The following is a 25,361-nucleotide window of genomic DNA, read 5'->3' as shown; positions in this document are numbered from 1 at the left end:
GTGGGGGGAAAGATTTTTTCACCATCCTCCCACACCTCCCACACCTCCGTCTCCTCCCACACCTCCCACACTTCCTGCTTGCCCCATGCCCCATGCCCCATGCCCAATAACTAATGACCAATGACTAATGATAAATGACTACCGTTTTTGGAGAATTCTTGGGCAATTTTTGGCAGTATTTTTAACGGCGATTGTAGTTGTAATCTTGTGGGAAAATCTCAACCGGAATTTGCAGCAATTGGGAATTCAATTTGGATTTGATTTTCTCAACCAACAAGCTTCTTTTGAGATTGGTGAAAGACCCATTAGCTACAAACCAACTGATACCTACAGCCGTGCATTATGGGTGGGGTTAATTAATTCCTTGCGGGTGGCGATCGCTGGAATTTTTCTCACCACAATTGTGGGGATCACTGCTGGAATTGCCCGACTTTCTGACAACTGGCTGGTGCGGAATATCAGTATGGTTTATGTGGAAACATTCCGTAATACGCCTTTATTGTTGCAATTATTATTTTGGTACTTTGCTGTTTTCCTGAGCTTTCCCCAAGTAGAAAATAAAATATCGATTTTGGGTTTTATTAGCCTCAGTCAAAGTGGTTTAGAACTACCTTGGTTTACTTTATCACCGGAATTTTCAGCTTTGTTGTTGGGATTAACTTTTTACACGGCTGCGTTTATTGCAGAAATTGTTAGAGGTGGGATTAAATCAGTACCTCAGGGACAATGGGAAGCAGCGCGATCGCTAGGATTAAAACCAGGGTTGGTGATGCGACTGGTGATTTTTCCCCAGGCTTTGCGGGTAATAATTCCTCCGTTGACTAGTCAATATCTGAATTTAACGAAAAATTCTAGTTTGGCCATCGCCATTGGCTACCCTGATATTTATTTTGTGGCTTCTAGCACTTTTAACCAAACAGGCAGAGCCGTAGAAGTAATATTACTAATTATGCTCACCTATCTCATCTTGAGTTTGAGTATTTCTCTAGTGATGAATTTATTTAATCGCACCGTGCAAATTCAAGAAAGATGATAGCCAGTGAGGAGATGGGAAAAAATAGCCAATGATAAATGAAAAATTGATTTGGTTGCGAAAAAATTTATTCAGTACTTGGTACAACAGTTTGTTAACTGTTGCTTGTTTGCTTTTCTTGTTTTGGGTTGCACGAGGAATAATCACTTGGGTAACGATTCAAGCACAATGGTCGGTAATAGAAGTTAATTTACGTTTATTTTTAGTGGGGAGGTTTCCCCAAACACTGTATTGGCGGGTTTGGACAGTGCTGGCCATCGCTGCAATTGTCAGCGCCATCACTGGGGGTGTATTCTTTCACAAGCAACAGTTAACAAAACGTGGAATTATTATTTATATATTTATAGTTGGTGTTTTATTAGTTATTTTGCCAGTGGATTTAATATCCCGCTTACAGTTATTATTAATTGGAGTTTTAATATTTGCAGGTTTTGGGGTTGGCAGAAACTTTGCAGAAGTTTTAACTCCTTGGCTTTCTTTATTATGGTTATTATCTTTCCCTGTTATTTTCTGGCTAATTGGTGGTGGATTTGGATTGCAATCTGTACCAACCAATTTATGGAATGGTTTACTACTTACTTTGCTAATGGCAGCAGTCAGTATTGTGCTTTCCTTTCCCATTGGAGTTTTACTGGCTTTAGGACGCACAAGTGATTTACCCGTTGTGCGTTGGTTTTCTATTCTGTACATCGAAATCGTCAGGGGAGTTCCATTAGTTGGGATTTTGTTTCTAGCTCAAGTAATGTTGCCTTTATTTTTGCCAACTGATGTGCGTTTAGATAGGGTATTAAGAGGAATTGCCGGACTGGTATTATTTAGTGCTGCTTACATGGCAGAAAATGTACGCGGTGGATTGCAATCAATTCCACGGGGACAAATTGAAGCTGCAAAAGCATTAGGATTAAATACAATTTTAGTGGTTTTATTAATTATTTTGCCCCAAGCTTTACGCGCGGTAATTCCTGCCATCGTCGGTCAATTTATCAGTTTATTTAAAGATACTTCACTTTTATCTTTGGTGGGATTACTAGAACTCACGGGTATGGCTCGTTCGATTTTGGCACAGCCAGAATTTCTCGATCGCTATGCAGAAGTGTATTTATTTATTGGATTGATTTACTGGGTATTTTGTTACTCCATGTCGCTAGCTTTTCGGCGTTTAGAAAAACAGTTAAATCAGTAGTTAGGAGATGAAAAATAAATTTCCGAATAATTATAAAATTCATATTTGATTTGTGTAAAGCTAGGTAATCAGCTTACTAAAAAACTCGGAGGTGGATATCTGTGACAACAGAACAAAAACCGATAATTATTGCTGAAAATGTTCACAAGTGGTATGGCAAATTCCACGTTCTTCAAGGTGTAAGTTTGACAGTAAATCGGAAAGAAGTTGTAGTTTTAATGGGGCCTTCTGGTTCTGGTAAGTCTACTTTTATTCGTACTTTCAATGCTTTAGAAGCATACCAAGAAGGGAGAATTGAAATTGATGGAATTACTTTAAGCCATGACTTGCGAAATATTGAAGCCATCCGCAAAGATGTGGGAATGGTTTTTCAACAGTTTAATTTATTTCCCCATTTAACAGTGCTGCAAAACATAACTTTGGCACCGATTTGGGTGAAGCGATCGCCAAAAGTCAAAGCTGAAGAATTAGCCATGCAACTACTAGAAAGAGTAGGCATTTTAGAACAAGCGCACAAATATCCAGGACAATTATCTGGTGGACAACAGCAGCGAGTGGCGATCGCTCGTGCTTTAGCTATGCAACCTAAAATTATGTTGTTTGATGAACCCACTTCAGCCTTAGATCCAGAAATGGTAAGGGAAGTATTGGATGTGATGCGGAGTCTGGCCCGCGATGGAATGACAATGGTAGTCGTCACTCACGAAGTTGGATTTGCCCGCGAAGTCGCCGACCGAGTTATTCTCATGGATAGCGGTACACTCATCGAGTCAGCTACCCCAGAAATATTTTTCACTAATCCCAAAGAAGAAAGAACCCGTAAATTTTTATCGCAAATTCTCTAAAAAAATGGAATTGCGACATCTGCGCTACTTTATCGCTGTGGCCGAGGAACTGCACTTCAGTAAAGCCGCCGAACGACTACACATTGCTCAACCGCCCTTAAGTCAGCAAATTCAGCAACTAGAGGCGCAATTGGGAGTAGAACTGTTTCACCGTAAAACCAAGCGACAGGTGCAGCTAACAGAAGCCGGACAAGTATTTTTGCAAGAAGCTTATCAACTTTTAGCTCAACTCCAAAAAGCAATTGAGCTAACTCAAAAAATTGGCAGAGGTGAAAAGGGACAATTACGAATTGGCTTTACCAGTTTGGTAACTTATAATTTGCTTCCCCTAATTTTGCGACAATTTCGAGAACAGTTTTCCGAAGTCGAGTTGATTTTACAGGAATTAACTACAACTGAACAAGAGCGATCGCTACAAGAGAGCCGCATCCATATAGGCTTTGCTCATCCACCATTGGAAGATAATACACTCAATCAAAAGTGCATTCAGGAAGAAGCTTTAATTGTGGCTTTAGCAGAAACTCATTCCTTAGCTGAACGAGAAAATATTTCAGTATCATCCCTAGTGAATGAAAACTTTATCATGTTTCCTCGACATTTAGGCTCTGGACTTTACGACCAAATTGTAAGTCTTTGTCAGCAAGGAAATTTTAGTCCGAAAGTAACTCAAGAAGCGATTCAAATGCAGACAATTATCGGGTTAGTTTCAGCTGGAATGGGAATTGCCATCGTACCGTCTTCGTTGCAAAATCTTCAAAGAAATGGTGTAGTTTATCGTAGTTTTGAGGAGAAAACACCATTAGTAGAAACGGCTATAATTTGGCGGGAAGAAGATATAACGCCTGTACTAAGGAAATTTCTGCAAGTTGTCATGAGTATCTGTGGCAAATGACCACCATCATAAGTTAGGTATAACGTGAGGAGTTCAACGAAATTTGAATTTGGAATTTGGAGCGAAGCGACGTGACTACTACACTACACTGGCAAGAGCGAGTTGGTAATCAAAGAGATTGGGTTTGGCGGGGCTGGCAAACTCGCTATACTTATATTCGCTCTGCCAAAAATGATGAAAAAACACAGCCTTTAATTTTATTACATGGCTTTGGCGCTTCCATTGGTCATTGGCGACATAATTTAGAGGTGCTAGCGGAACATCACACCGTTTACGCACTAGATATGCTGGGTTTTGGCGCTTCCGAAAAAGCCGCAGCTAATTACAGCATCGAACTTTGGGTAGAACAAGTTTACGATTTTTGGCAAACATTTATCCGCGAACCAGCAATATTAATTGGCAATTCCAACGGTTCGCTGATTTCTTTAGCCGCCGCCGCCGCTCATCCTGACATGGTGCGCGGTGTGGTGATGATGAGTTTACCCGACCCCTCCCTGGAACAAGAAGCAATTCCTCCCGTACTGCGGCCAGTGGTAAGGGGAATTAAAAATATTGTGGCTTCACCGTTTATTCTCAAACCTGTATTTAACTTTGTCCGTCGTCCCGGCGTACTGCGTCGCTGGGCTAGTCTCGCCTACGCTAACCCAGAAGCCATAACCGACGAACTAATAGAAATTTTAGCAGGCCCTCCCCAAGACCGGGGTTCAGCGAGGGCGTTTAGTGCTTTGTTTAAAGCCACAATTGGAATTAATTTTAGTCCCAATGTCAAGGTATTATTACCAACCTTAACAATCCCCATGTTGTTAATTTGGGGACAAAAAGATCGGTTTGTTCCCCCAGCCTTAGCTAGTCAATTTGCCCAATATAACGAGAAATTGGAAGTCCTGAATTTACAAGACGTGGGTCATTGTCCCCACGATGAATGTCCGGAACAAGTCAACCAAGCGATTTTAAATTGGATTGACAAAGTGATGGGATTTTAGATTATTTGGATGGGGCATTGGGGATTGGGCATTGGGCATGGGGAAAGGGCAAGGGGTAAAGGGGAAAGGGGAAAGATTAAATTTATTCCTTTTCCCTTTTCCCTTTAACCTTTTCCCCTGCTCCCCCTGCTCCCCATCTCCTCATCACCTAACCAACGGTGGTTTGGCTGCTGTCAACGTTTGTAGCGCCGTTTACAGTGCGGGCTACAGAAATCATTCTGTCGAGGATTTGTTGGTTGGGGACTTTACCTTTTAAGACTACAGTGCTGCCTGTTTGAGCAACCCAAAGGGTATTAACATCATCAAGTTGGGGGTCTTGGTCAAATGCTAAAGCTACTCGTTTGGCTAAACCACTTTGGTCATATTCTCCATTTAATCCCAGACGTTCTGGCGGTATTGTTTGTGTGGCGGTAGGCGCAGCAGTTTGGGGTATTGCCTGTGGAGTAGGATTTACTTCAGCATTTTGAGGTTTTTCCATTCCAAATAGTCTTTGTAACCAACCCATAAAAATTATCTCCGATTAAAGGTTCAATCAAGTTTGAATATACAACTTTTACCAACAGGTAACATCTGCCGATGAAAAGATATGCAATCAAAGAGAATCCTGCCAGCGAAATAATTTCTAGATAAATTGTCTCTATCAATTGAAATGAGTGTAGCTATTAAGTTTAAAATAAAAGTTCTCACTTATTATTTTTTAGTGGAGCAGTACGTCTAGTACAATCCTGCTCTAGCCCCTGTTGGCGAAGATGAAACATACTCTTTCTGTTCTGGTAGAAGATGAGGCGGGGGTTCTGTCCCCCCTTTCTGGTTTTTTTTCCCGTCGTGGTTTTAATATTGAAAGCCTTGCTGTTGGCCCGGCTGAACAGGGAGGTGTTTCACGAATTACGATGGTTGTACCTGGTGACGATCGCGTCATCGAACAACTCACCAAGCAATTATACAAGTTAGTTAATGTCCTCAAGGTGCAGGATATTACCGAAACTCCTTGTGTGGAACGAGAATTGATGCTGTTAAAGGTGAATGCTACTAGCAGCAATCGTTCTGAAGTTATCGAACTGTCTCAGATTTTCCGGGCGCGAGTTGTGGATGTGGCGGAAGATTCTCTGACTTTAGAGGTGGTGGGAGATCCTGGTAAAATGGTGGCGATCGTGCAGGTGTTACAAAAATTTGGTCTGAGAGAAATCGCCCGCACCGGTAAAATCGCCCTGACTCGTGAATCGGGTGTGAACACTGAATTACTCAAATCTTTGGAAGCAAAGGTTTAGGAGTTCACAACAAGTTAGAACCAAGCTGCTGTTGTATGTTTTTGTGTTGACTGTTGTGTGTTAACCGTCAACGAACAAGTGTCATTTAAAAGCCTCATACCTTACTAGGGTAGTACAGCTAGCTGTACTACCCTATAGTTTATTGATGTGTTGCAAAGATTGTTTTTTGGGATTTGAGATTTTGGATTAAAAGAATTTGCAATAATACTGCCGATGCCAATTTGGTACAACTTTATTTAGTGACTGTTATTACTAAAATACGAATAAGCATAGACTGTTATGTCTTTTTATATGCACAACTATCGCCAAATTGGCATGACGCAACAGTTAAGCAACTGCTACAAATTTGTTAGAAAGATAAAAGTTTAAAAGCAAGTTTTAATAGTCTTCAAATATGACTATTACTTGAGTTTTAGTCTTGGGTTAATAAATAGGTGTGTTGATTTTGAGCAAGAATATTTGTTCGAGATAAATTTTGGGCTGTCCTTGCAGGTAATTGTTAACTGTTGATTCTTGAGTGTTGATTGTCAACAGTTAACAACCTGAACTTAGATGAAGTTGATATTACAGGGTAATTCTACACGATAAAAATCCTTTTTTGAGGATAAACGGCTATAGGCTAAATTTAATTGTCTAATCGAACCGATGATTATTTAGATTATTCTAGAGGTTTTGACAGGCATGAATTTATTATTGCTATTCGTTTCTAATTGGCTGCCTCAAAAATTAATTAGCAAATTATTAAATACTTTGCTGAATATCAGAAACAGACATTTGTTTGTTTTTGATATTATTGTTTTTTCAGTAACAACTTTTTTAGCATTAAATTTATGTTTAGATGGTGAATTTGTCATTGAAGAATATAAATCACAACTAGCAATTGTCACAATAGTTTTTTTAGTAGCTAAACTGACTGTATTGTGGAATTTTGGTTTTTATCGACTTTACTGGCGCTATGCCAGTATTGAAGAACTTTTATATATAACTATACTGATGGGAATTGCGGTATTAATCCAAGCAGTATTCTTCGATGCTATGGAGCTTTTAGGATATTCTGGATTGGATATACTGCCGCGATCGCTACCTTTAATCGATGGTTTACTTTCGTGTATTTTCATTGGCGGATTGCGTTTTAGTATTCGGATTGTAGAAAGAATTAGTCAGCAACGTCCAGTATTTAATACCCAAGAAAGAGTGTTAATAGTTGGTGCTGGAAGTGCTGGAATTTCTTTGGTACAACAAATGCAAAGAAACCCGCAATTGGGATTTCATCCAGTTGCTTTTATAGATGACGATCGCCGCAAATTTGGAGCATATATACGTGGGATTCCTGTAATTGGCGATCGCTATCAAATTCCTGATGTTTTAAAATCTCTACAAATCCACAAAGTTATCATTGCCATGCCGACGGTTGCAGGTGGAGTTATTCGAGAAATTGTAGATATTTGCAAAGCAACTGGTACTCAAACTAGCACTTTACCGGGTATACATGAAATCCTCAATGGTCGGGTGCGAGTTGATAGTATTAGAGATGTAAGAATTGAAGATTTACTCAGACGGGAACCCGTACAAATAGATTTTGAAAAAGTTTCTCAATTTCTTCAAGGTAAAACAGTATTGATTACAGGTTCTGGTGGTTCCATTGGTAGTGAACTTTGTCGTCAAATTTTTAAATGCAATCCTGCCAAAATGATACTTATCGGACATGGAGAAAACTCTGTTTTCAACATCCAACAAGAACTAGAACAACTCGTTCAAGTCCTAAAAAACGAGCATCAATCAGCAATTAATTCCACTGAAATTTCTAGCTTTATTGCTGATATTCGCTTCAAATCTCGACTAGAATATGCATTTGAAACTTTTCAGCCAGATGTAATTTTTCATGCTGCGGCTCATAAACACGTCCCATTAATGGAATTAAATCCAGTAGAAGCAATCACGAATAATGTAATGGGAACCAAAAATTTATTAGAATTAGCTTTGCAATATGATGTCAAACATTTCGTGATGATTTCTACAGATAAAGCAGTTAACCCCACTAATGTTATGGGTGCTAGTAAAAGAGTCGCAGAAATGTTAGTGTTGCAAGCTGCAAAAGAAAGTGGCAATCCTTATGTCACAGTACGTTTTGGCAACGTTTTAGGTAGTCGAGGTAGTGTAGTTCCCACTTTTAAAAAACAAATTGCAGCAGGGGGGCCGGTAACCGTTACTCATCCAGATATTTGTCGTTATTTCATGACTATTCCGGAAGCAGTGCAACTAGTTTTGCAAGCTGCGGTACTTGGTCGCGGTGGCGAAGTTTTGATGTTGAATATGGGTAAACCTGTAAAAATCGTAGACTTAGCAAAGGAATTGATTCGCCTTTCCGGATACGAAGTTAACCGAGATATTGAGATTGTATTTACTGGTTTGCGTCCAGGAGAAAAATTATTTGAAGAATTGTTTATTCCTGGGGAAGAATATGAACCAACCGAACATAAAAAACTGTTAGTAGTTAAAAATGCTAGTAAAATTATTCCAGATAATTTGGATATTACTGTAGCAACTTTGTGTCAAGCAGCAGTGAAAAATGATATCAATTTGATTCTGTTTTTACTCGAACAATTAGTGCCAGGATATAAACCAAAACATTTAGATAATTATCTGCCAGCGAGTATTTACAGTCATACTTCTAATACTTCACTCAGAGTTAAGTCAAACAAGAATATTTTGGCACAAGCTAAATCTTAAAAAAGCAGCCAATCTACGTCTAAATTCCATCATTACTCCTACAGATGTTAACAGCCTAATCTGCACAGCCAAGCAAATTTGAGTAATTGAGCATCTACCTTAATTTCAAAAATCAATATGTACAAAACCTCTACTATCAACAGTATTTCCCAGGTATTTGATAGAGTCTCTAGGGTTAATCACAGATATTTGGCTGGAATTAAAAACATCGCCAAGATTTTTGTGACAAGAAGAAGTGAGTGGTCAATTGGAATTTATGTAGGCGAATCTCCTTTGGATTTAGTTTCGCCACACACAATTATTAATCCGGTATTAACTGCTCAGGACGTAACAGATATTCCAGCATACTTTGTTGCCGACCCTTTTATGGTTCGTGAAAACGACATTTGGCATATGTTCTTTGAGGTGTTGAACGGTATACAAAATAAAGGAGTCATAGGACTAGCAACTAGCACTGATGCATACAAATGGAATTACCAACAAATTGTTCTTGATGAGCCATTTCATTTATCTTATCCGTATGTCTTTAAAGTTGAAAATGATTATTATCTGATTCCAGAAACCGCAGAAGCAAGTTCTATTCGTTTATATAAAGCGATTAATTTTCCCACACAATGGTCTTACGTCAAAGATTTACTCGCTCAAGGTGATTTTGTCGATTCTAGTGTTTTTAAATACAACGATCTTTGGTGGTTGCTAACTGCAACATCAGAAGCAAGAAATACATTGCGTCTTTATTATTCTCAACATTTAATGGATACTTGGATTGAACATCCGAAAAGTCCTGTAATTCAGGGAAATAAACGTATAGCAAGACCAGCAGGTAGAGTTATAGAATTCGATAATAAAATTATCAGATATACCCAGGATTGCGAGCAAATCTATGGTTATCAAGTTCGAGCATTTGAAATAACTGAATTGACAACAACAAATTATCTAGAACAGGAAGTTAAACATAATCCAATTATTCAAGCCAGTGGAATGGGTTGGAATCAAATAGGTATGCATCATATTGATGCTCACCAAATCGATAAAAAGAAATGGGTTGCATGTGTGGATGGAAAGCGTTATCGATTAGTTTTTGACCCAAGATTTCATAGCTGAAGAATTTGTGAAATTGTTTGCAAACTCCACAGATACAGCGAAAAGTCAAAGCGCTGACTTCTGGCGCTGTGAACTTTTCCAAACCAATGAATTTATTTAGCAAAAAATAGCAAGGAATGAAAGAAATGTTAATTGTCACAAAAAAGTTTATCTTTTCAGTGGGAGAAGTCTGGTTTGATGAAAATCGAGAAGCATTAAACAATGTCGATGTGGTGCATTACAGGCAATTATTACATCCCATCAAAGGCGGTCAGTGTGATGAATTTTACACAAGATTGATTGATTTAACTAAAAATCAAGATGAACTTTGGGAAACTATCAGTAGTAATGATAGATATAAAATTAGACGCGCAGAGCAAAAAGACCAAGTTATTTACGAATATTGGGAGAAAATTGATTCTGATATTCTCAATGAATTTTCGGATTTCTATGATTCATTTGCTGACCAAAAAGGTCTGACTAAAATTAATAGAGTTCAACTACAAAATCGTGCTGATGCTGGTGTAATTGATATTTCACGTGTGAAATTAAAAGATGGCGAATCTTTAGTCTGGCATGTTTATTATCGGACTCAAAATCGAGTCCGTCTTTTACATTCTGCATCTTTGAAAAATAACAATAATACTACTTATCAATCGATTTTAGGACGAGCAAATCGTTACCATCACTGGCAAGACATTGTGAGATTCAAGAATTTAGGGATTGTAACTTATGATTTTGGTGGTTGGTATACCGGAAATACAGATCGAGAAAAATTAGGGATTAATCAATTTAAAGAAAAGTTTGGTGGAGAAGTTGTCAAGAATTTTAACTGTGTTTATGGAATTACTTTGAAGGGCAAATTATATTTACATTTGCTGAATATATATACGAGGTTACCTCAATTATCTTTACTGCGTAGACCTTATTTTTTATCTCATACACCGAAGCAGTCGCAAGTCGAAACTTCCAGCGAATTGGAATTTTCCATACCAGAAGCACAGAGAGAGTAAGAAATGCAAAGCTTAGTTAATCGCTGGAAGAAGCTGACAAGTGGCTCTATCAATCGCCAAATTTTTGGTGCAGCGATGATAGTTGGTTTATTGACAGCATTAGTGAAAGTGGCGGCTGTTGCTAAAGAATTAGTGGTTGCTCAAAGGTTTGGTACCGGCGATGACATAGATGCTTTTTTTATTGCTTTGCTAATTCCTGCTTTTATTATTAATGTCATCGCCGGTTCTTTTAATACTGCTCTCATACCTACTTATATGCAGGTACAAGAACAGGAAGGTAAAAAAGCTGCTCAAAAACTTTTATGTGGAGCTACAACCAGTGGCTTGGGATTGTTAGGAATAACAACGATATTAATGATAGTCCTAGCACCTTTTTATTTACCACGAATTGCAGCCGGATTTAGTTCTCAAAAGTTAGAGCTAACTTTTCATTTGCTTTGTGCGATCGCACCTTTTATTCTACTAAGTGGCATAATTGTTATCTGGGGTGCTGTGTTAAATGCAGGGGAGCGTTTTGCTTTAGCAGCATTCTCACCAATTATTACTCCAACTGTTACCGTCGTATTACTTTTAACGTTGAAATCCTGGGGGATTTTCGCTTTAGCTGCTGGCTTAGTCTGCGGTGCAATATTAGAAATAATTCTGTTAGGAATAGCATTGCACCGACAAGGTATTTCATGGATTCCTAAATGGTATGGATTTGATACTAATCTGCGTCAAGTTGTTAGCCAGTATTTCCCCATGATTGCAGGCGGACTTTTAATGTGTAGTACAAATTTAGTCGATCAATCTATGGCAGCAATGTTGTTACCTGGTAGTGTAGCAGCACTCAACTACGGTAACAAAGTCATAGCATTTCCCATGTCTCTAGCCACTACAGCATTGAGTACTGCTGTGATTCCCTACTTTTCTAAAATGATAGCTGCTAACAATTGGATAGGAACCCGTCGCACACTTCGGCGATATATCCAAATCATTTTTCTCACAACTATTCTATTGTCAGCATTCTTATTTGTATTTTCTGAAACTATAGTCAGAATACTCTTTCAAAGAGGTTCATTTACTGCTGATGACACTCGTTTAGTTGCTCAAATTCAAAATTGCTTTGCATTGCAAATTCCTTTTCACGTAGCAGGAATTTTGGTTGTGCGCTTAATTTCTGCAATGCAAGCCAATCATATATTAATGTGGGCTTCTGCCTACAATCTCATCAACAATATTGTGTTCAACTATTTATTCCTTCATTATTTTGGTGTCGCAGGTATCGCTCTATCAACAGCTTTGGTTTCTGCATTAGCATTCTTGTTTTTATCATACTTCGCAGATAAAAATCTCAAGAAAAACTGTCCTAGTCTAACAACTTAATTTGCGGATTCTTCTTCTGTGCGCCTCCTGTATGATTTTCAATATTGCCACACCATGAAAATAACATTAATTATTCATTCCCTGACCTATGGCGGTGCTGAACGTATTATCTCAATCATGGCAAATTACTGGTCAGCTAAAGGATGGAACATCACTCTACTAACATTTGATAACAATCAAATACCGGACTTTCCTTTAAACTCCGATATAACTTATATTCCCTTAGATATAGCAGCGAAATCTCCCAATGTAATCATTGGCATTGTGAATAATTTAAAACGTATCTCCATCCTACGAAATGCGATTATTAATAGCAATCCAGATGTTGTAATTAGTTTCATGTCTAGAATTAATATCATTACTTTACTAGCTACGCGATGGTTGAAGATTCCAGTTATAATTTCTGAACGTAGCAACCCCGAAAAAAGCTATTTAAGTTGGAATTGGCAACAATTACGCAAATGGACTTATGTATTTGCAGATAAAATTGTTTTTCAAACTCAGCGAGCAAGAGATTATTTTCCAGTAAAACTGCAAAATCAGAGTTGTATAATTCCTAATATGGTGATATTACCACCAATAAAAAAGCAGTCTGACGAAAAATTTTCAACCAAGCGATCGCTCATTGCTATGGGACGTTTTGTACCAGAAAAAGGCTTTGATTTATTGCTAAAAGCTTTTGCTAAACTAAAAGATAATTACCCAGAATGGACATTGACGATATTAGGAGACGGAAAGCTACGCCCAGAATTGGAATCATTGCGTAACCAATTGGGATTAAGCGATCGCGTTTATTTTCCAGGGATGGTAAATGATATTTATGCTTTTTTACAGCAAGCAGATATTTTTATTATGTCTTCCCGATTTGAAGGTTTTCCCAATGCGATTTGCGAAGCAATGGCATGTGGTTTACCAGTGATATCTACAGATTGTCCTAGCGGGCCGCGAGAAATTATTCGTGATGGAATAGATGGAATTTTAGTTCCCAATGAAGATATTTCAGCATTAGCCGCAGCAATAGAAAAGCTGATATCTCACGAACAAGAACGCAATGCTTTAGCTGTTCGCGCACTAGAAGTAACCGAACGATTTAGCATCAAAAAAATCATGGGAATGTGGGAAGAAACGTTAATTCAAGTTATTCAAAAAGAATTCAGAAATCAGAATTCAGAATTCACAATCAAACACCACGAAATTTAGATGAATAAACCTCTTACAAAACTCTTTATTCTTTGCATCTAACCTCCGGGTTGCACCTTTGGCGGTATGCATGAGACAAAAAGATATTGATACAAGAGGTTGATTAAATACAACAATAAAATACATTTCTTGCTTGTGGCATATTTGGCGGTTCCTTTCTTCATAAGCAAATATTTAACAATGAATATCCGAAAATATCTTTACTTCAGTTATGCTTATTGTCGGCAATACAATTTTCCCCAACTCTATAATAAATTTGTCAAAGAAAGTTCATCGAATATTTCCATTGATACCACTAGAGAGTTACTCACTAAACTCTTGCTTCACTGCCAAAAGTCTGTACCATACTATGCAAAATTAATGAATAATCTTTCCAGTGAGGAAATTATTTACCAAAAGCCAGAACTATATCTTAAGCAATTACCAATCCTCACAAAAGATATTATTCGTGCCAATTTTGAAGAACTCAAATCTACAGATTTAGCACAGCGTCAGTGGTATTTCAATACATCAGGTGGTTCAACAGGAGAACCAATTATTTTAATTCAAGATGCTGAGTATAATGACAAATCTACAGCCATTAGCTTACTTTTTTCTTATTTAGTAGGTAGGGAATTAGGAGAACCAGAAGTACGTCTCTGGGGTTCAGAAAAAGACGTTTTTGATGGCACGATGGGATGGAAAGCGACTTTTTTTAATTTTTGGAAAAATACCACATATATGAATGCCTTTCAGATGACTCCTCAAAGAATGAGGATTTTTTTGAAATTGCTAAATACCAAACCACCAAAATTAATTGTTGCCTACGCTCAAGCCATTTATGAATTAGCGAAATTTGCTGAAGATGAAAACATTAAACTTGCTCCTCAAAAGGCAATTATAACTTCTGCTGGGACACTTTATGCTTGGATGCGGCAAAAAATTGAAGCTGTATTTCAGTGTAAAGTATTTAATCGTTATGGTTCTAGAGAAGTCAGTGATGTTGCTTGTGAAAAACCAGGAATGCAAGGATTATGGGTAGCTCCTTGGGGTAATTATATTGAGATTGTAGATGATGATTATAACCCTGTGCCGCCGGGAGTTGAAGGTAATATTTTGATTACTTCTCTGACAAATTTTGCTATGCCATTGATTCGTTATAAAATTGGCGATCGCGGTACTTTATCTCCTGAATATAAATCTGGACAAATATTACAACAAGTTTCCGGTAGAAATGTTGATACTTTTAAAGCGGAAAACGGAACTTTAATTGATGGAGAGTATTTTACCCATCTTCTCTACTTCAAAAATTGGGTACAAAAATTTCAAATTATTCAAAAAAGCTACTTAGAAATTACCATCAAAATAATTAAATCTAATTCTGATTATTTCACAGAAGAACTTGATGATATTGCCAGCAAGTGCAAATTGATGATGGGTAAAGATTGTGTAGTTAATTTTGAATTTGTCAACCATATCCCCGTCAGTAACTCTGGCAAATACCGCTACACGATTTCTGAGGTTATTTAAATGAAAAAGAAAATTGCATTTCTAATTCGAGATTTGAATTATGGAGGAGCAGAAAGACAATTAGTCACACTAGCAAAAGCTTTAAATAAACAATGTTTCGATGTCACAGTATTATGTTTTTATACTAGTAAATCTCTATCTTTAGATAGAGATTTAAAAGATAACAATATCCCAATTATTTATTTAGAAAAACAAGGAAGGTGGCATTTATTTAGCTTCTTTTCGCGTCTTGTGCAGCATCTTCAACACATACATCCTGATGTATTACATGGATATGGTGGAACCCCAAATTTACTAACTATCTTTTTAAAATTATTTTTACCATCAACCCGTATGGTTTGGGGATTACGTAATTCTTATAGTGATTCCAATTTTTATGATTGGTTAGGGCGTTTAATCTTTTGGTTAGAGTGTATTTTAGCTAAATTTGCGGACTTGATAATTGTCAATTCTTATGCTGGAAAAACATACTATGTCAGTCATGGATTCCCGCCTCAGAAGATGATGGTAATTTCTAATGGTATTGATATCGAACTTTTTCAGCCTAATTTAGAAGCCAGGACAAAAGTGCGATGGCAGTGGGAAATTTCCCAAGATACAATTTTAATCGGTTTAGTGGGAAGACTCGATTTTAGAAAAGACCATCCGACATTTATCAAAGCAGCAGCATTATTGTGTGAAGATAGCAAAAATGTGCATTTTGTTTGTGTAGGTGGTGGTTCCGAAAACTATGCACAAGAGTTGCATCAACTAGCAGAAAAACTAGGTATTGCACAAAAAGTTATTTGGGAAAAAGCGCGTGCAGATATGCCTGCAATCTACAACGCCTTGGATATTGTGGTTTCTTCATCTTATACAGAAGGATTTCCCAATGTCATTGGAGAAGCAATGGCCTGCGGTGTTCCTTGTGTAGTGACAGATGTAGGTGATTCAGCTTTGATTGTTGACAATCCTGATGTAGTCGTACCTCCAAAAAATCCCGAAGCTTTGAAAATTGCAATTAAAAAATTAATCGAAAAACTGAATATTTATGGAGGCGATCGCCATCAAATTCGACAGCGAATAATTAACCACTTTTCGGTAGCTGAATTAGTTTTGCAAACAGAAGCTACTTTACTTAAATTGTGCCATGAATCAATCAATTAATATCAAATTTGATTTACTTTTTTATTACCAATGTGCCTTAGCTATAGCTGCTATTTTAGCCTTTTTTACAGATATTAACTCCTACTTATATACATCAGGTATTGTTTCTCAACCTCCTTTGTTTTGGATTTTAGGTTTTGCTGTAGCTTCTATTCCCCTAATTTTTTCACGAGATAAGTACATTCCCACATCTCTGATTCTTTGGTGTTTTGGTTTTATTTTTGTTTCATTACTGTGGTTTGTACTATTTCCCGGTTCTGGAGAACTGGCTTTTGAAGAATTAAGAAAACGACTGTTAGCAGTGATTTTTCTCATTGCAATGGCTTTCATCTTTTCTCGAAATCCAACAATCCATTACTTGACTCGATGGGCGATATTTTTAGCGGTATTAATTACTGTATTTAACAGCATTTACGAGTTTTTTAACCCTGCTGCTTTTAATGCATTAGGTAACGGTGGCCGGGTGACTGGATTTTACTTAAACCCAAACAGTAACGGCTGTGCGTTAATACTGGGGATGATTTTTAGCGTCAGTATATTACAGCCAATATATCGTTTACCTTTCGTCTATCTTGTGGGTATTGGAGTTTTCTTGACGTTTTCGCGGGGTGCTATTCTTGGCTGGTTAATTACAGTGATTATTTTTACCGTCGCCGGTGTGCTGCATTTCAATAAAATACTTTATTGGATTTTGGGCATAGGAACTTTCATTATTAGTTTAGGCTCCCAATGGTGGCAAGAATTATTGCAAAATTTAGATTTGAATGCCAACTCATTGGAAAGAATTGCATGGTTTCAAAATATTTCAACTTCTGATTCAGAAGATTCCGCAGATTCGCGTTTAGAAGTAGCTCAATTAGCTTGGCAGATGTTTATGAAACATCCTTTTTTTGGTAATGGCATTGGCTCGACTTTGACGTGGAATGTGGAAATATCTACGCACAATATTTACCTATATTATATGGCAGATCATGGAATCATCGGTGTTTTGATTCTACCTGTATTAGTATATGGAGCGATACGCCACGCCCGTGGAGAAACTAAATATATAGGTTTGGCTTTTGCTGTTTTTATTCTTCTCTGGGGATTATTTAGCCATAACGTTTTAGAAGAACGTTATATTCTGATTTTGTTTTCATTGATGGCTGGAATGACTGAAGGAAGTAAGTTAGACCAAAAATTAAAATTAGAATATCAATTATGAAAATCATTTATATCATTACCGGACTTTCCACTGGTGGCGCAGAAGTCATGCTTTATAAACTTCTTTCCCGGATGGATAAACAACGTTTTAGTCCGGTTGTTGTTTCTTTAATGGATGGGGGTACATGGGGCGATCGCATTGCCAATTTAGGCATTCCTGTTTACACCATTGGTATGCAACCAGGAACAGTTAAACTAATTAATATTTGGCGAATGATTCAGCTAATACGCCAACTCAAACCTGATTTAATTCAAGGTTGGATGTATCATGGAAACTTGGCTGCACAATTTGTCAGACTTTTCATCTTTAGACAAGTGCCTGTTTTCTGGAATGTACGCCATTCACTGCATTCTTTAGAACTAGAAAAGCCAAGCACAAATATTATTATTAAACTCTGCGCTAAATTTTCTCAATTACCGACCAAAATTATTTATAACTCTCACAATAGTGCTAAACAACATGAAAAAATTGGCTATTGTCTTGAGAAAACATGTGTAATTCCCAACGGCTTTGAAACAGAAAAATTCACACCATCAACAGCAGATCGTCTCAGCGTTCGTTCAGAACTCAATACTCTAGAAGATGCTTTATTGATTGGCTTAATTGGTCGTTATCATCCCATAAAAGACCATTTTAATTTTCTTCAGGCTGCTGCATTACTTGTGAAAAAATATGCCAACGTCAAATTTGTTTTGATTGGCAATAAAGTGGATTGGGAAAATCAAATTTTATCCAAATTAATTGATGAATTAGGGCTTGTCAAGCACATACATCTATTAGGTGAACGTCATGACGTACCCCGTTTAACTGCTGCCTTAGATATCGCCTGTTCCTCTTCATCTGGAGAAGGTTTTTCCAACGTCATTGGCGAAGCTATGTCTTGTGGCGTTCCCTGTGTAGTCACAGATGTGGGAGACTCAGGTTGGATTGTCGATGATACCGGAAAAGTTGTTTCTCCAAGAAACCCACAAGCATTAGCAAACGCTTGGGAAAAATTAATCAATATCGGAAAAGAAGGTAGAGAAAGCTTAGGAAAAGCAGCCCGCGCCAGAGTCATAAAATGCTTTTCTTTAGACTCCATTGTGGCTGAATATGAGACATTATATGACAATGTATTTGCTGAAAAAAACACTACAATCCAAACAGCGTATTTTAGCTAAATAAAGTACACCTGTAGGGGCGCATAGCTATGCAATTCTACAATTATCTGTACCTCAGATTATCACCAAAATTTTAGTTAAATACTATCAATAACTAGTGGTCTATCGCATTAATTTTGTTGGGTTAATAAACGAACCGCAAAGGGCGCAAAGAGCGCAAAGAAAGAAAAATTAAGAATGACTTTACCCATCAGAACTAATGCGATAAACCACTAGTAGTCTATGTCATTAGTTATGAGGGGTAAATAAGTTTGTAGTTAGGACTTTAGTCCTTGATTTTTAAGCACTAAAGTGCTTACTACGAACCTTTCATAACTAATGCGATGAACCACTAGAATTACATTTCTAACCCAAAATCTAAAATCTAAAATCTAAAATCTAAAATTGCCTCACTTAGCAGGTATAGTAACTTCCCAAATCCCTTGATTTCCACCGTATTCCAAAACATAGATTTTATTGCCAATAATTTCAGCATCAATGGGATTACTGAAGCCTTGAACAATACGTCTGGCTTCAAGTTTGTAATTGGTAGTTCCTACTTTCGTCAAATTTAAATGCAACAGATCTTGACTGGCATCTTTAAAAGGGCCTGCTACTGTTTCGCCAGTGGGATCGCCTATAGTCCAACTTAATACAAATCCATCTCTGTTGAATTCTGGACTCATTGCTCCTTGGGTATCAAAAACTAAACCCAAAGGAGAACGGTGTGTTGTAAAAGTACTCAAACTTTGTCCCAAAAAGCTAGCATCTTTGATTTGGCCATTTTGAGGATCGCGATAATTATCTGCATCCGGGCCAAAATTAGGAATTGGTTCTGTCAAGGTGATATTAGGCTTAGGCGGAAAGGTAGGATCGTTATAATAATAGCCTTTTGTCACTGCGCCAAATTTGGGATTTAATAAACGGTCGTTGGCAGGATTATAATTTGGGTATTGTTGTGGATTGTCTGTCCCACCAATGCGCCAGGGAAAGCCGTAATGAAAACCTTGACGCAGCCAATTCAATTCTTCTGACATATCGCGATCGGGCCCATTTTCTGCACCAAACAAATCTCCATTAGGTGCAAAAGCCATATCATAAGTATTGCGTATTCCTTCTGCAAAAATATAGCCAGCACTTTTTAAAGTTGCTCGATTATTTGCTAGAAATAAATTTTGTCCATTAGTAGGAAGACGAATAATACAGGCTGTTAATCCGACTTCACGAGTGTTGGGATATAAACCACCAGCAGTTTGAACTTCACCATGATCGGTGCGAGAACCGCTATTGATATAAATATAATTACCATCTAAGCTAACAACTACACCATTGAAACGATGGTCATAGGCTGTTTTGCTTTTAGGATAGGCTGCACTTTTAGCCAAAACAGACCAAATACGCTGTCCTGTATTTGTATTAATTACACCTTTAACAATAATTGCTTTAGTCTGGTCATTGGCTACGTTTCCATTGCCAATTAAATAAATAGTACCGTTAGGGCCAATGGCTATTCCTTGAGTTTCACTGACTTTATGATCGTTAAAGCTATAAACAAGTGTAGTAGTAGATGACGCTAAATTAACTCGATAAATTTCCCCATTACGTTTGAGATAATAGAGGGTATTGTTCCGTGGATCTTTGACAATCCGAACAGAGGGAGAAATCGATTTTGTATTGACAATATTGCGAATTTTAATATCAGAACGTAGCGCTTCAGGTGCAGCATTAACTACAGTAGTTCCATAGTTTAATAACAATATTGTCAATAAAAGTGTTTTAAACCAAAAAAACCAGCCTTTGATAGTGAATTTATTAGTAGATTTGCACTTTGCTATATTCATGATTTTCTCCATAAACCAAATCACGTCGCTTTGCTCCGAATTCAAAATTAATAATCCCCATAATTAAATGTAGGGACTTATATGATTAATAAAATTCTACGTACCTATGCCAAAGTAACTTCTAAGGTATAAGGAACAGAAAGACTATCACTTTCGCCAGAGAAAGTTCCACCATTTTGAGGAAAGAAAGCATATTTACTTACTGAAATAGAATATGTCCCTGCACCTAGTGAAGCGGTGATTAACGATCCAAAGTCTGATTCATTGCCACTATCATCATTAAATTGCAACAAAGTTCCAGCATTATTAAATAGACCGAGAATCGTATCATCAAGTGTCACTGTTCTGATAGTTACAGTTGCTGAATTGGCGATGGAAAATCTAAAAAAGTCAAAATCAGGATTATCTCCTGGTTGAACTGATACTAATTCACCTGAAATATTCACATCTGAGCCTGATGATAGGGAACCTAATCCTTCAGCAGTGGCTAGTGTATTGTTTGTAGCTTGTCCAGGATTTTCTCGTTCATAGAAAAGGAAGTCATCACTATCAAGTCTGAGATTGGTTTTTCCTTGCACAATACCTATAATCTCATCTGGTTCTGTTCCTGGTTTGTCTAAAAGTATTTGTGTGTTAGTTCCAACAACTTGCAGGCGATAGTTCTGTACAGATCCTTTGAGTTCAATTCGATCTTCACTAGAGTTGAAATCAGTAATGGTGGCTAAATCTCCAAAACCTGCGTTGCTAGTGTTGTTATCGTCATAGAAAACATTTGTCGCATTCCCAAGAACAAATCTATCTACCCCAATTCCACCAGTGAGAATATCAATTTCCCCCGATCCTGGTGGAAGCTGACTCCCAGGAAAAACACCAATCAACACATCGTTTCCAGAACCTCCGTTGATACTGTCATTACCAGGCCCGCCCTGTAGACTATCATTACCATCCTCACCATTGAGGATGTCATTGCCCAAATTACCATCCAGGGTATCATTGCCTGCTCTACCATTAAGAGTGTTGTTAGCACTATTACCAAACAGGAAGTTGCTAAGGGTGTTACCTGTACCATTGATACCACTAGTTCCCGTCAGGGTCAGATTCTCCAGATTTGCTATTAATGTGTAGCTAATAGAAGATCTAACGCTATCTGTGCCGGAATTAGCAGCTTCGATAATAATATCAGTAGCTTCGGTAATTATGTAAGTATCGTTACCTAATCCACCGTTTAAAGTGTCAGTACTGCTACCACCATCAAGGGTATCGTTACCATCTCCACCGATAAGACTGTCGTTTCCCGTCCCACCAAACAAATTATCGTTACCAGCCGCACCATTTAAGGTATCGTTAGCGGATGTACTATTGGCATTACCGCCATTAGCCCAACCATATATCGTGTCATTTCCTGAAGTGCCGTTTCTAAGATCGGAACCCGTCGTACCAAAAATAACTGCCATGTTATTTCTCCTGAAGTTTTAACTAATGCCCAAGAGGTTGTTTGCAAAATGGTTTTGAATACTGTTTAAGTTCAGCATTAGTCAAAGAACTTTTTATCAGTTAGATATAAATTACTTGCTATTTGCGTAATCTTCTGTTTTGGAAAAAGCAAATCAAAAATATCCAAGTGCTGATTGTAACTAGGTTAAAAACCTGAGAGGTGAACGGGGCGATCGCCATACAAACAGATTAGATAATTTTATTTCTTATAACTCCCTGAACCGATTACGTAAATGGTAAGTAATTAGTCCCAAAAATCATTTATATTGATTAGTTTGCTAATTTTTTTATGCCGTAATTATTAATTATCATGAGTTAAAGTATACATACAATGCTTTAACAAATCTTCAAAATTTCAATTGATATTATTTATAATAGATTCACAAAAAATGTAAATCTTAATGAAGATTTATTTTCAATAAACTAATTTTTTTAGTAAAAGTTTTAATAGCTTTTCAATAAAAGTATCGTATTGGTTAAGTTACGTATCAATATCAGATGTTTTGTAAAAAGAATATTATTTTCCACTACAAAAAATACTTTTACATTAAAGCAATTTTTTTAGAAATTGATAAGTTAAATTGATACATCGATTCATAAAAGTTTTGTACATAATAGCAGCTAAACTTTACAGAAATTTTATTAATCGACAATTCAGTTGCCTATTGCAGTATTACTGGCTGGTGAATAAAGAATAGACAAGAGTGCAAAAAGCACTTTTGCACTCTTGTGATCAAAGAGATGCATCTTTATTCGAGAAAGGGAAAATACCAAACCTTTCTCCCTTTTCCCGACTTCTCTTAGAAGTTTAGTTTCTGGCAGATGTAACTCTAGGGAATTCCAAAAAATCAATTATTCCGGTTATAGGGTACACTATCGAAGATTCACAGTTAACAGTCAACAATAGTAATGGAATATTTTTTCACTTAGAAGTCCCCTAAACTGATTTTTTATTCTTAGCAGTTTCCCAAGTTAAAAAAGTTTTTAAGCAAAAGTAACTTTGAGCGTATAAGAAAAATCAGGATTAGATATGCCACCTCCTAAGAAAGTTCCACCATCTTGAGGAAAGAAATTAAATTTACTCACTGCAATAGAGTACGTACCTGCACTTAGAGAACTACTGATAAACGATTGTAAGTTTGCGCCAGAATCATCATTGACTTGCACTAAAGTACCAGCATTGTTAAACAGTCCGAGAACTGTATCTCCTGATGTCAGGGTCTCAATAGTGACAGTTCCTGCATTTGCTAAAGAAAATCTAAAAAAGTCAAAATCAGGATTACTCCCTTGAATTGTTGCTAACCGAGCTGAAATATTCACATTCGATCCTGATGATAGGGAACCTAATCCTTCAGCAGTGGCTAGTGTATTGTTTGTACCTTGCCCAGCATCTTCCTGTTCATAGAAAAGAAAGTCGTCACTATCAAGTCTGAGATTGGTTCTTCCTTGCACAATACCTATAATCTCATCTGGTTCTGTTCCCGGTTTGTTTAAGAATATCCGTGTATTGCCTGCAACACCTTGCAGCAAGTAGTCCTGTACAGCTCCTTTGAGTTCAATTCTATCTAGGTTCGAGTCGAAGTCAGTAATAACAGCCAAGTCACTAAAACCAGGATTGATAGTGTTGTTATCGTCGTAGAAAACATTTAAAGAGTCTCCCAGGATAAATCTATCTACCCCAAGTCCACCAGTCAGGGTATCAAGTTCTCCTAATCCCGGTGGAAGCAAGCTACCAGGAAAAGTACCGATGAGGATGTCGTCTCCAGATCCTCCATTGATACTGTCATTACCAGGCCCGCCTTGTAGACTATCATTGCCGTCCTCACCATTGAGGATGTCATTGCCCAAATTACCATCTAGGGTGTCATTACCTGCTTTACCATTAAGAGTGTTGTTTGCACTATTACCAAACAGGAAGTTGTTAAGAGTGTTACCTGTGCCGTTGATGGCGCTAGTTCCCGTTTGCCTGAGATTTTCCACATTAGCAGCGAGTGTGTAGGTAATAGAAGACCGAACGACATCTGTACCGGAATTAGCAGCCTCAACAATGGTGTCAACAGCACCGTCAATGATATAGGTGTCATTGCCTGCTGCGCCATTCAATGTGTCAGTACCTAAACCACCATTAAGTGTGTCATCGCCATTTCCACCGTTTATGCTATCGTTGCCCCCATTACCTGATAATTGGTTGTTTTGGTTGTCACCAATAATGATGTCATTTGCATTTGTGCCGATGATGTTATCAAAGTTGATTACAGAAAATGATATTGTTCCCAAACCAGGAACGTTATTAGCAGAGATAGTTTGGGCTTGCAGGTTAACGCTAATAAATACTCCTGACAAAGATGCAGATGCATCTATGGTGTTGTTAGCAACGTTAGCATTTGCGATAACTTTTTCTACTTTAAAAAGTTGGTCTTGCCCTAATGCCCCTTTTTGAATGGTTCCGACACCTGACAAGGTAATGGTTTGATTGAGTTGACTGTAGTCTGCGGTATCGAGGCCATCTCCGCCATTAATGCTATCGCTACCCTGGCCGCCTCTGAAGGTATCGTTTCCTGTACCGCCATCTAGTGTGTCGTTGCCATCTCCACCAATTAAGCTGTCGTTCCCTGTCCCACCTGCGAGGGAATCGTTACCAGCTGCACCATTTAAAGTATCGTTACCAGAAGTACTATTGGCATTACCACCAAGTGCCCAACCAACTATAGTGTCATTTCCCGAAGTTCCAGTCAGACTGTCAGGATTTGTGGTACCGAAAATAGATGCCATGTTATTTCTCCTGAATTTATGATATGTAAGTTCAGCCTCAATCAAAGAACTATTCATCAGTTCAATGTCGATCGCTTACCATTTGTATAAGTGTTAAATTAGAAAACATTAAATTGTTTGTTTAGAAAGTTCTAAACAAAAAATATCCAACTAATTATTGTTAGCAAGCCAGAAAAGCCTGCCTTTGATTGGGGGCAAAAAACATGCCTAATCTACAAAATTAGATAATTTATGTCTCTAAAAATTATTCCTTCAAGGTAGGTATCAGGGAACAAAAAACTAGAGCCGCAGTTTAAAAAAGATGTTTTTATCAAACGCAAAGGGTAAAAAACAGCACCATTTTTGAAATCCCACATTTATAACGTGTGAATCTCCCTGTTACCTTTAGCATTTACTATTCAAATGGTAATTAGATCGATAATTTTGATTCTTTTGTCAAATTTTTTGAGTTAAGCTGTAAGTATTTACTTATCACGTTCGATAGGTTAACTAAACTTCTTTATCAAATCTTTAAAATGTTGAAAAAATATCATTAATAATACATTGCAATATAGTGAATTAACTTAAATTAAATATTTTTCACCCTCTACTGATTTTTTTGGTGAACCTTAACAGCTTTTTTAGCGTAATAGAGTTTGATTATTAATTTATATTTCAATTG

19 protein-coding genes are annotated in these 25,361 nt (G+C 37.4%); 15 read left to right on the top strand and 4 right to left on the bottom strand.

What is annotated here, in order from left to right:
- Positions 1–127 precede the first annotated feature (127 nt).
- The 5 genes from GNE10_RS11295 to GNE10_RS11275 all read left to right on the top strand — a co-directional run bounded on the left by GNE10_RS11295 (position 128) and on the right by GNE10_RS11275 (position 4,936).
- Positions 128–1,033 carry an amino acid ABC transporter permease gene (locus GNE10_RS11295; RefSeq protein ID WP_185565261.1) on the top strand — a complete coding sequence of 302 codons (906 nt, stop codon included), beginning with the start codon at positions 128–130 and terminating at the stop codon, positions 1,031–1,033.
- A gap of 31 nt (positions 1,034–1,064) precedes the next feature.
- Positions 1,065–2,216 (top strand): amino acid ABC transporter permease, encoded by a 1,152-nt coding sequence (locus GNE10_RS11290; protein ID WP_185565260.1) that lies wholly within the window; start codon positions 1,065–1,067, stop codon positions 2,214–2,216.
- Positions 2,217–2,317: 101 nt separating this feature from the next.
- Positions 2,318–3,061, top strand: a complete 744-nt coding sequence (locus tag GNE10_RS11285; RefSeq protein ID WP_099070211.1) for an amino acid ABC transporter ATP-binding protein — start codon at positions 2,318–2,320, stop codon at positions 3,059–3,061.
- Positions 3,062–3,065: 4 nt separating this feature from the next.
- Positions 3,066–3,953: a LysR family transcriptional regulator gene (locus GNE10_RS11280; RefSeq protein WP_185565259.1), complete on the top strand. Its 888-nt coding sequence runs from the start codon at positions 3,066–3,068 to the stop codon at positions 3,951–3,953.
- Between the two features lie 71 nt (positions 3,954–4,024).
- The gene (locus GNE10_RS11275; RefSeq protein WP_185565258.1) at positions 4,025–4,936 is read left to right on the top strand and encodes an alpha/beta fold hydrolase; all 912 of its coding nucleotides are present in this window, start codon (positions 4,025–4,027) and stop codon (positions 4,934–4,936) included.
- Positions 4,937–5,084: 148 nt separating this feature from the next.
- Here GNE10_RS11275 and GNE10_RS11270 read toward each other — a convergent pair whose 3' ends face one another.
- Positions 5,085–5,441, bottom strand: coding sequence for a BON domain-containing protein (locus tag GNE10_RS11270; RefSeq protein WP_099070214.1), 357 nt, complete (start codon positions 5,439–5,441; stop codon positions 5,085–5,087).
- 244 nt (positions 5,442–5,685) lie between these two features.
- Between GNE10_RS11270 and ilvN the strand changes: the two genes are divergently transcribed.
- The 10 genes from ilvN (at position 5,686) to GNE10_RS11220 (ending at position 18,614) form a co-directional block, all read left to right on the top strand.
- Positions 5,686–6,204 carry an acetolactate synthase small subunit gene (gene ilvN / locus GNE10_RS11265; protein ID WP_185565257.1) on the top strand — a complete coding sequence of 173 codons (519 nt, stop codon included), beginning with the start codon at positions 5,686–5,688 and terminating at the stop codon, positions 6,202–6,204.
- Positions 6,205–6,885: 681 nt separating this feature from the next.
- The gene (locus GNE10_RS11260) at positions 6,886–8,934 is read left to right on the top strand and encodes a nucleoside-diphosphate sugar epimerase/dehydratase (protein WP_185565256.1); all 2,049 of its coding nucleotides are present in this window, start codon (positions 6,886–6,888) and stop codon (positions 8,932–8,934) included.
- A gap of 117 nt (positions 8,935–9,051) precedes the next feature.
- Positions 9,052–10,038 (top strand): hypothetical protein, encoded by a 987-nt coding sequence (locus tag GNE10_RS11255; protein WP_185565255.1) that lies wholly within the window; start codon positions 9,052–9,054, stop codon positions 10,036–10,038.
- 116 nt (positions 10,039–10,154) lie between these two features.
- On the top strand, positions 10,155–11,030 hold the full coding sequence (locus tag GNE10_RS11250) for a hypothetical protein (RefSeq protein ID WP_221642818.1): 876 nt from the start codon (positions 10,155–10,157) through the stop codon (positions 11,028–11,030).
- A gap of 3 nt (positions 11,031–11,033) precedes the next feature.
- Positions 11,034–12,395 carry a murein biosynthesis integral membrane protein MurJ gene (murJ, locus tag GNE10_RS11245; RefSeq protein WP_185565253.1) on the top strand — a complete coding sequence of 454 codons (1,362 nt, stop codon included), beginning with the start codon at positions 11,034–11,036 and terminating at the stop codon, positions 12,393–12,395.
- Positions 12,396–12,449: 54 nt separating this feature from the next.
- Positions 12,450–13,595 (top strand): glycosyltransferase family 4 protein, encoded by a 1,146-nt coding sequence (locus tag GNE10_RS11240; protein WP_185565252.1) that lies wholly within the window; start codon positions 12,450–12,452, stop codon positions 13,593–13,595.
- 180 nt (positions 13,596–13,775) lie between these two features.
- A complete protein-coding gene (locus tag GNE10_RS11235; RefSeq protein WP_185565251.1) occupies positions 13,776–15,104 on the top strand; it encodes a phenylacetate--CoA ligase family protein in 1,329 nt (442 codons plus the stop codon).
- The gene (locus tag GNE10_RS11230; RefSeq protein ID WP_185565250.1) at positions 15,105–16,250 is read left to right on the top strand and encodes a glycosyltransferase; all 1,146 of its coding nucleotides are present in this window, start codon (positions 15,105–15,107) and stop codon (positions 16,248–16,250) included.
- Positions 16,234–17,454 carry an O-antigen ligase gene (locus GNE10_RS11225; protein ID WP_185565249.1) on the top strand — a complete coding sequence of 407 codons (1,221 nt, stop codon included), beginning with the start codon at positions 16,234–16,236 and terminating at the stop codon, positions 17,452–17,454. The genes GNE10_RS11230 and GNE10_RS11225 overlap by 17 nt, the downstream gene beginning before the upstream one ends.
- Positions 17,451–18,614: a glycosyltransferase gene (locus GNE10_RS11220; RefSeq protein WP_185565248.1), complete on the top strand. Its 1,164-nt coding sequence runs from the start codon at positions 17,451–17,453 to the stop codon at positions 18,612–18,614. Before GNE10_RS11225 ends, GNE10_RS11220 begins: the two co-directional genes overlap by 4 nt.
- Before the next feature lie 389 nt (positions 18,615–19,003).
- On the opposite strand, the gene GNE10_RS11215 is transcribed toward GNE10_RS11220, so the two are convergent.
- The 3 genes from GNE10_RS11215 to GNE10_RS35870 all read right to left on the bottom strand — a co-directional run bounded on the left by GNE10_RS11215 (position 19,004) and on the right by GNE10_RS35870 (position 24,700).
- Positions 19,004–20,434 carry a sorbosone dehydrogenase family protein gene (locus tag GNE10_RS11215; RefSeq protein WP_185565247.1) on the bottom strand — a complete coding sequence of 477 codons (1,431 nt, stop codon included), beginning with the start codon at positions 20,432–20,434 and terminating at the stop codon, positions 19,004–19,006.
- 104 nt (positions 20,435–20,538) lie between these two features.
- Positions 20,539–21,888 (bottom strand): pre-peptidase C-terminal domain-containing protein, encoded by a 1,350-nt coding sequence (locus tag GNE10_RS11210; RefSeq protein ID WP_185565246.1) that lies wholly within the window; start codon positions 21,886–21,888, stop codon positions 20,539–20,541.
- 1,024 nt (positions 21,889–22,912) lie between these two features.
- Positions 22,913–24,700: a calcium-binding protein gene (locus GNE10_RS35870; protein ID WP_260446861.1), complete on the bottom strand. Its 1,788-nt coding sequence runs from the start codon at positions 24,698–24,700 to the stop codon at positions 22,913–22,915.
- Positions 24,701–25,361 lie beyond the last annotated feature (661 nt).

The organism is Nostoc sp. 2RC, assembly GCF_014222165.1.
Classification (GTDB): Bacteria; Cyanobacteriota; Cyanobacteriia; order Cyanobacteriales; family Nostocaceae; genus Nostoc; species Nostoc linckia.
Note: the sequence above shows the minus strand (reverse complement) of the source record. Positions and strands in the feature narration are given on the sequence as shown.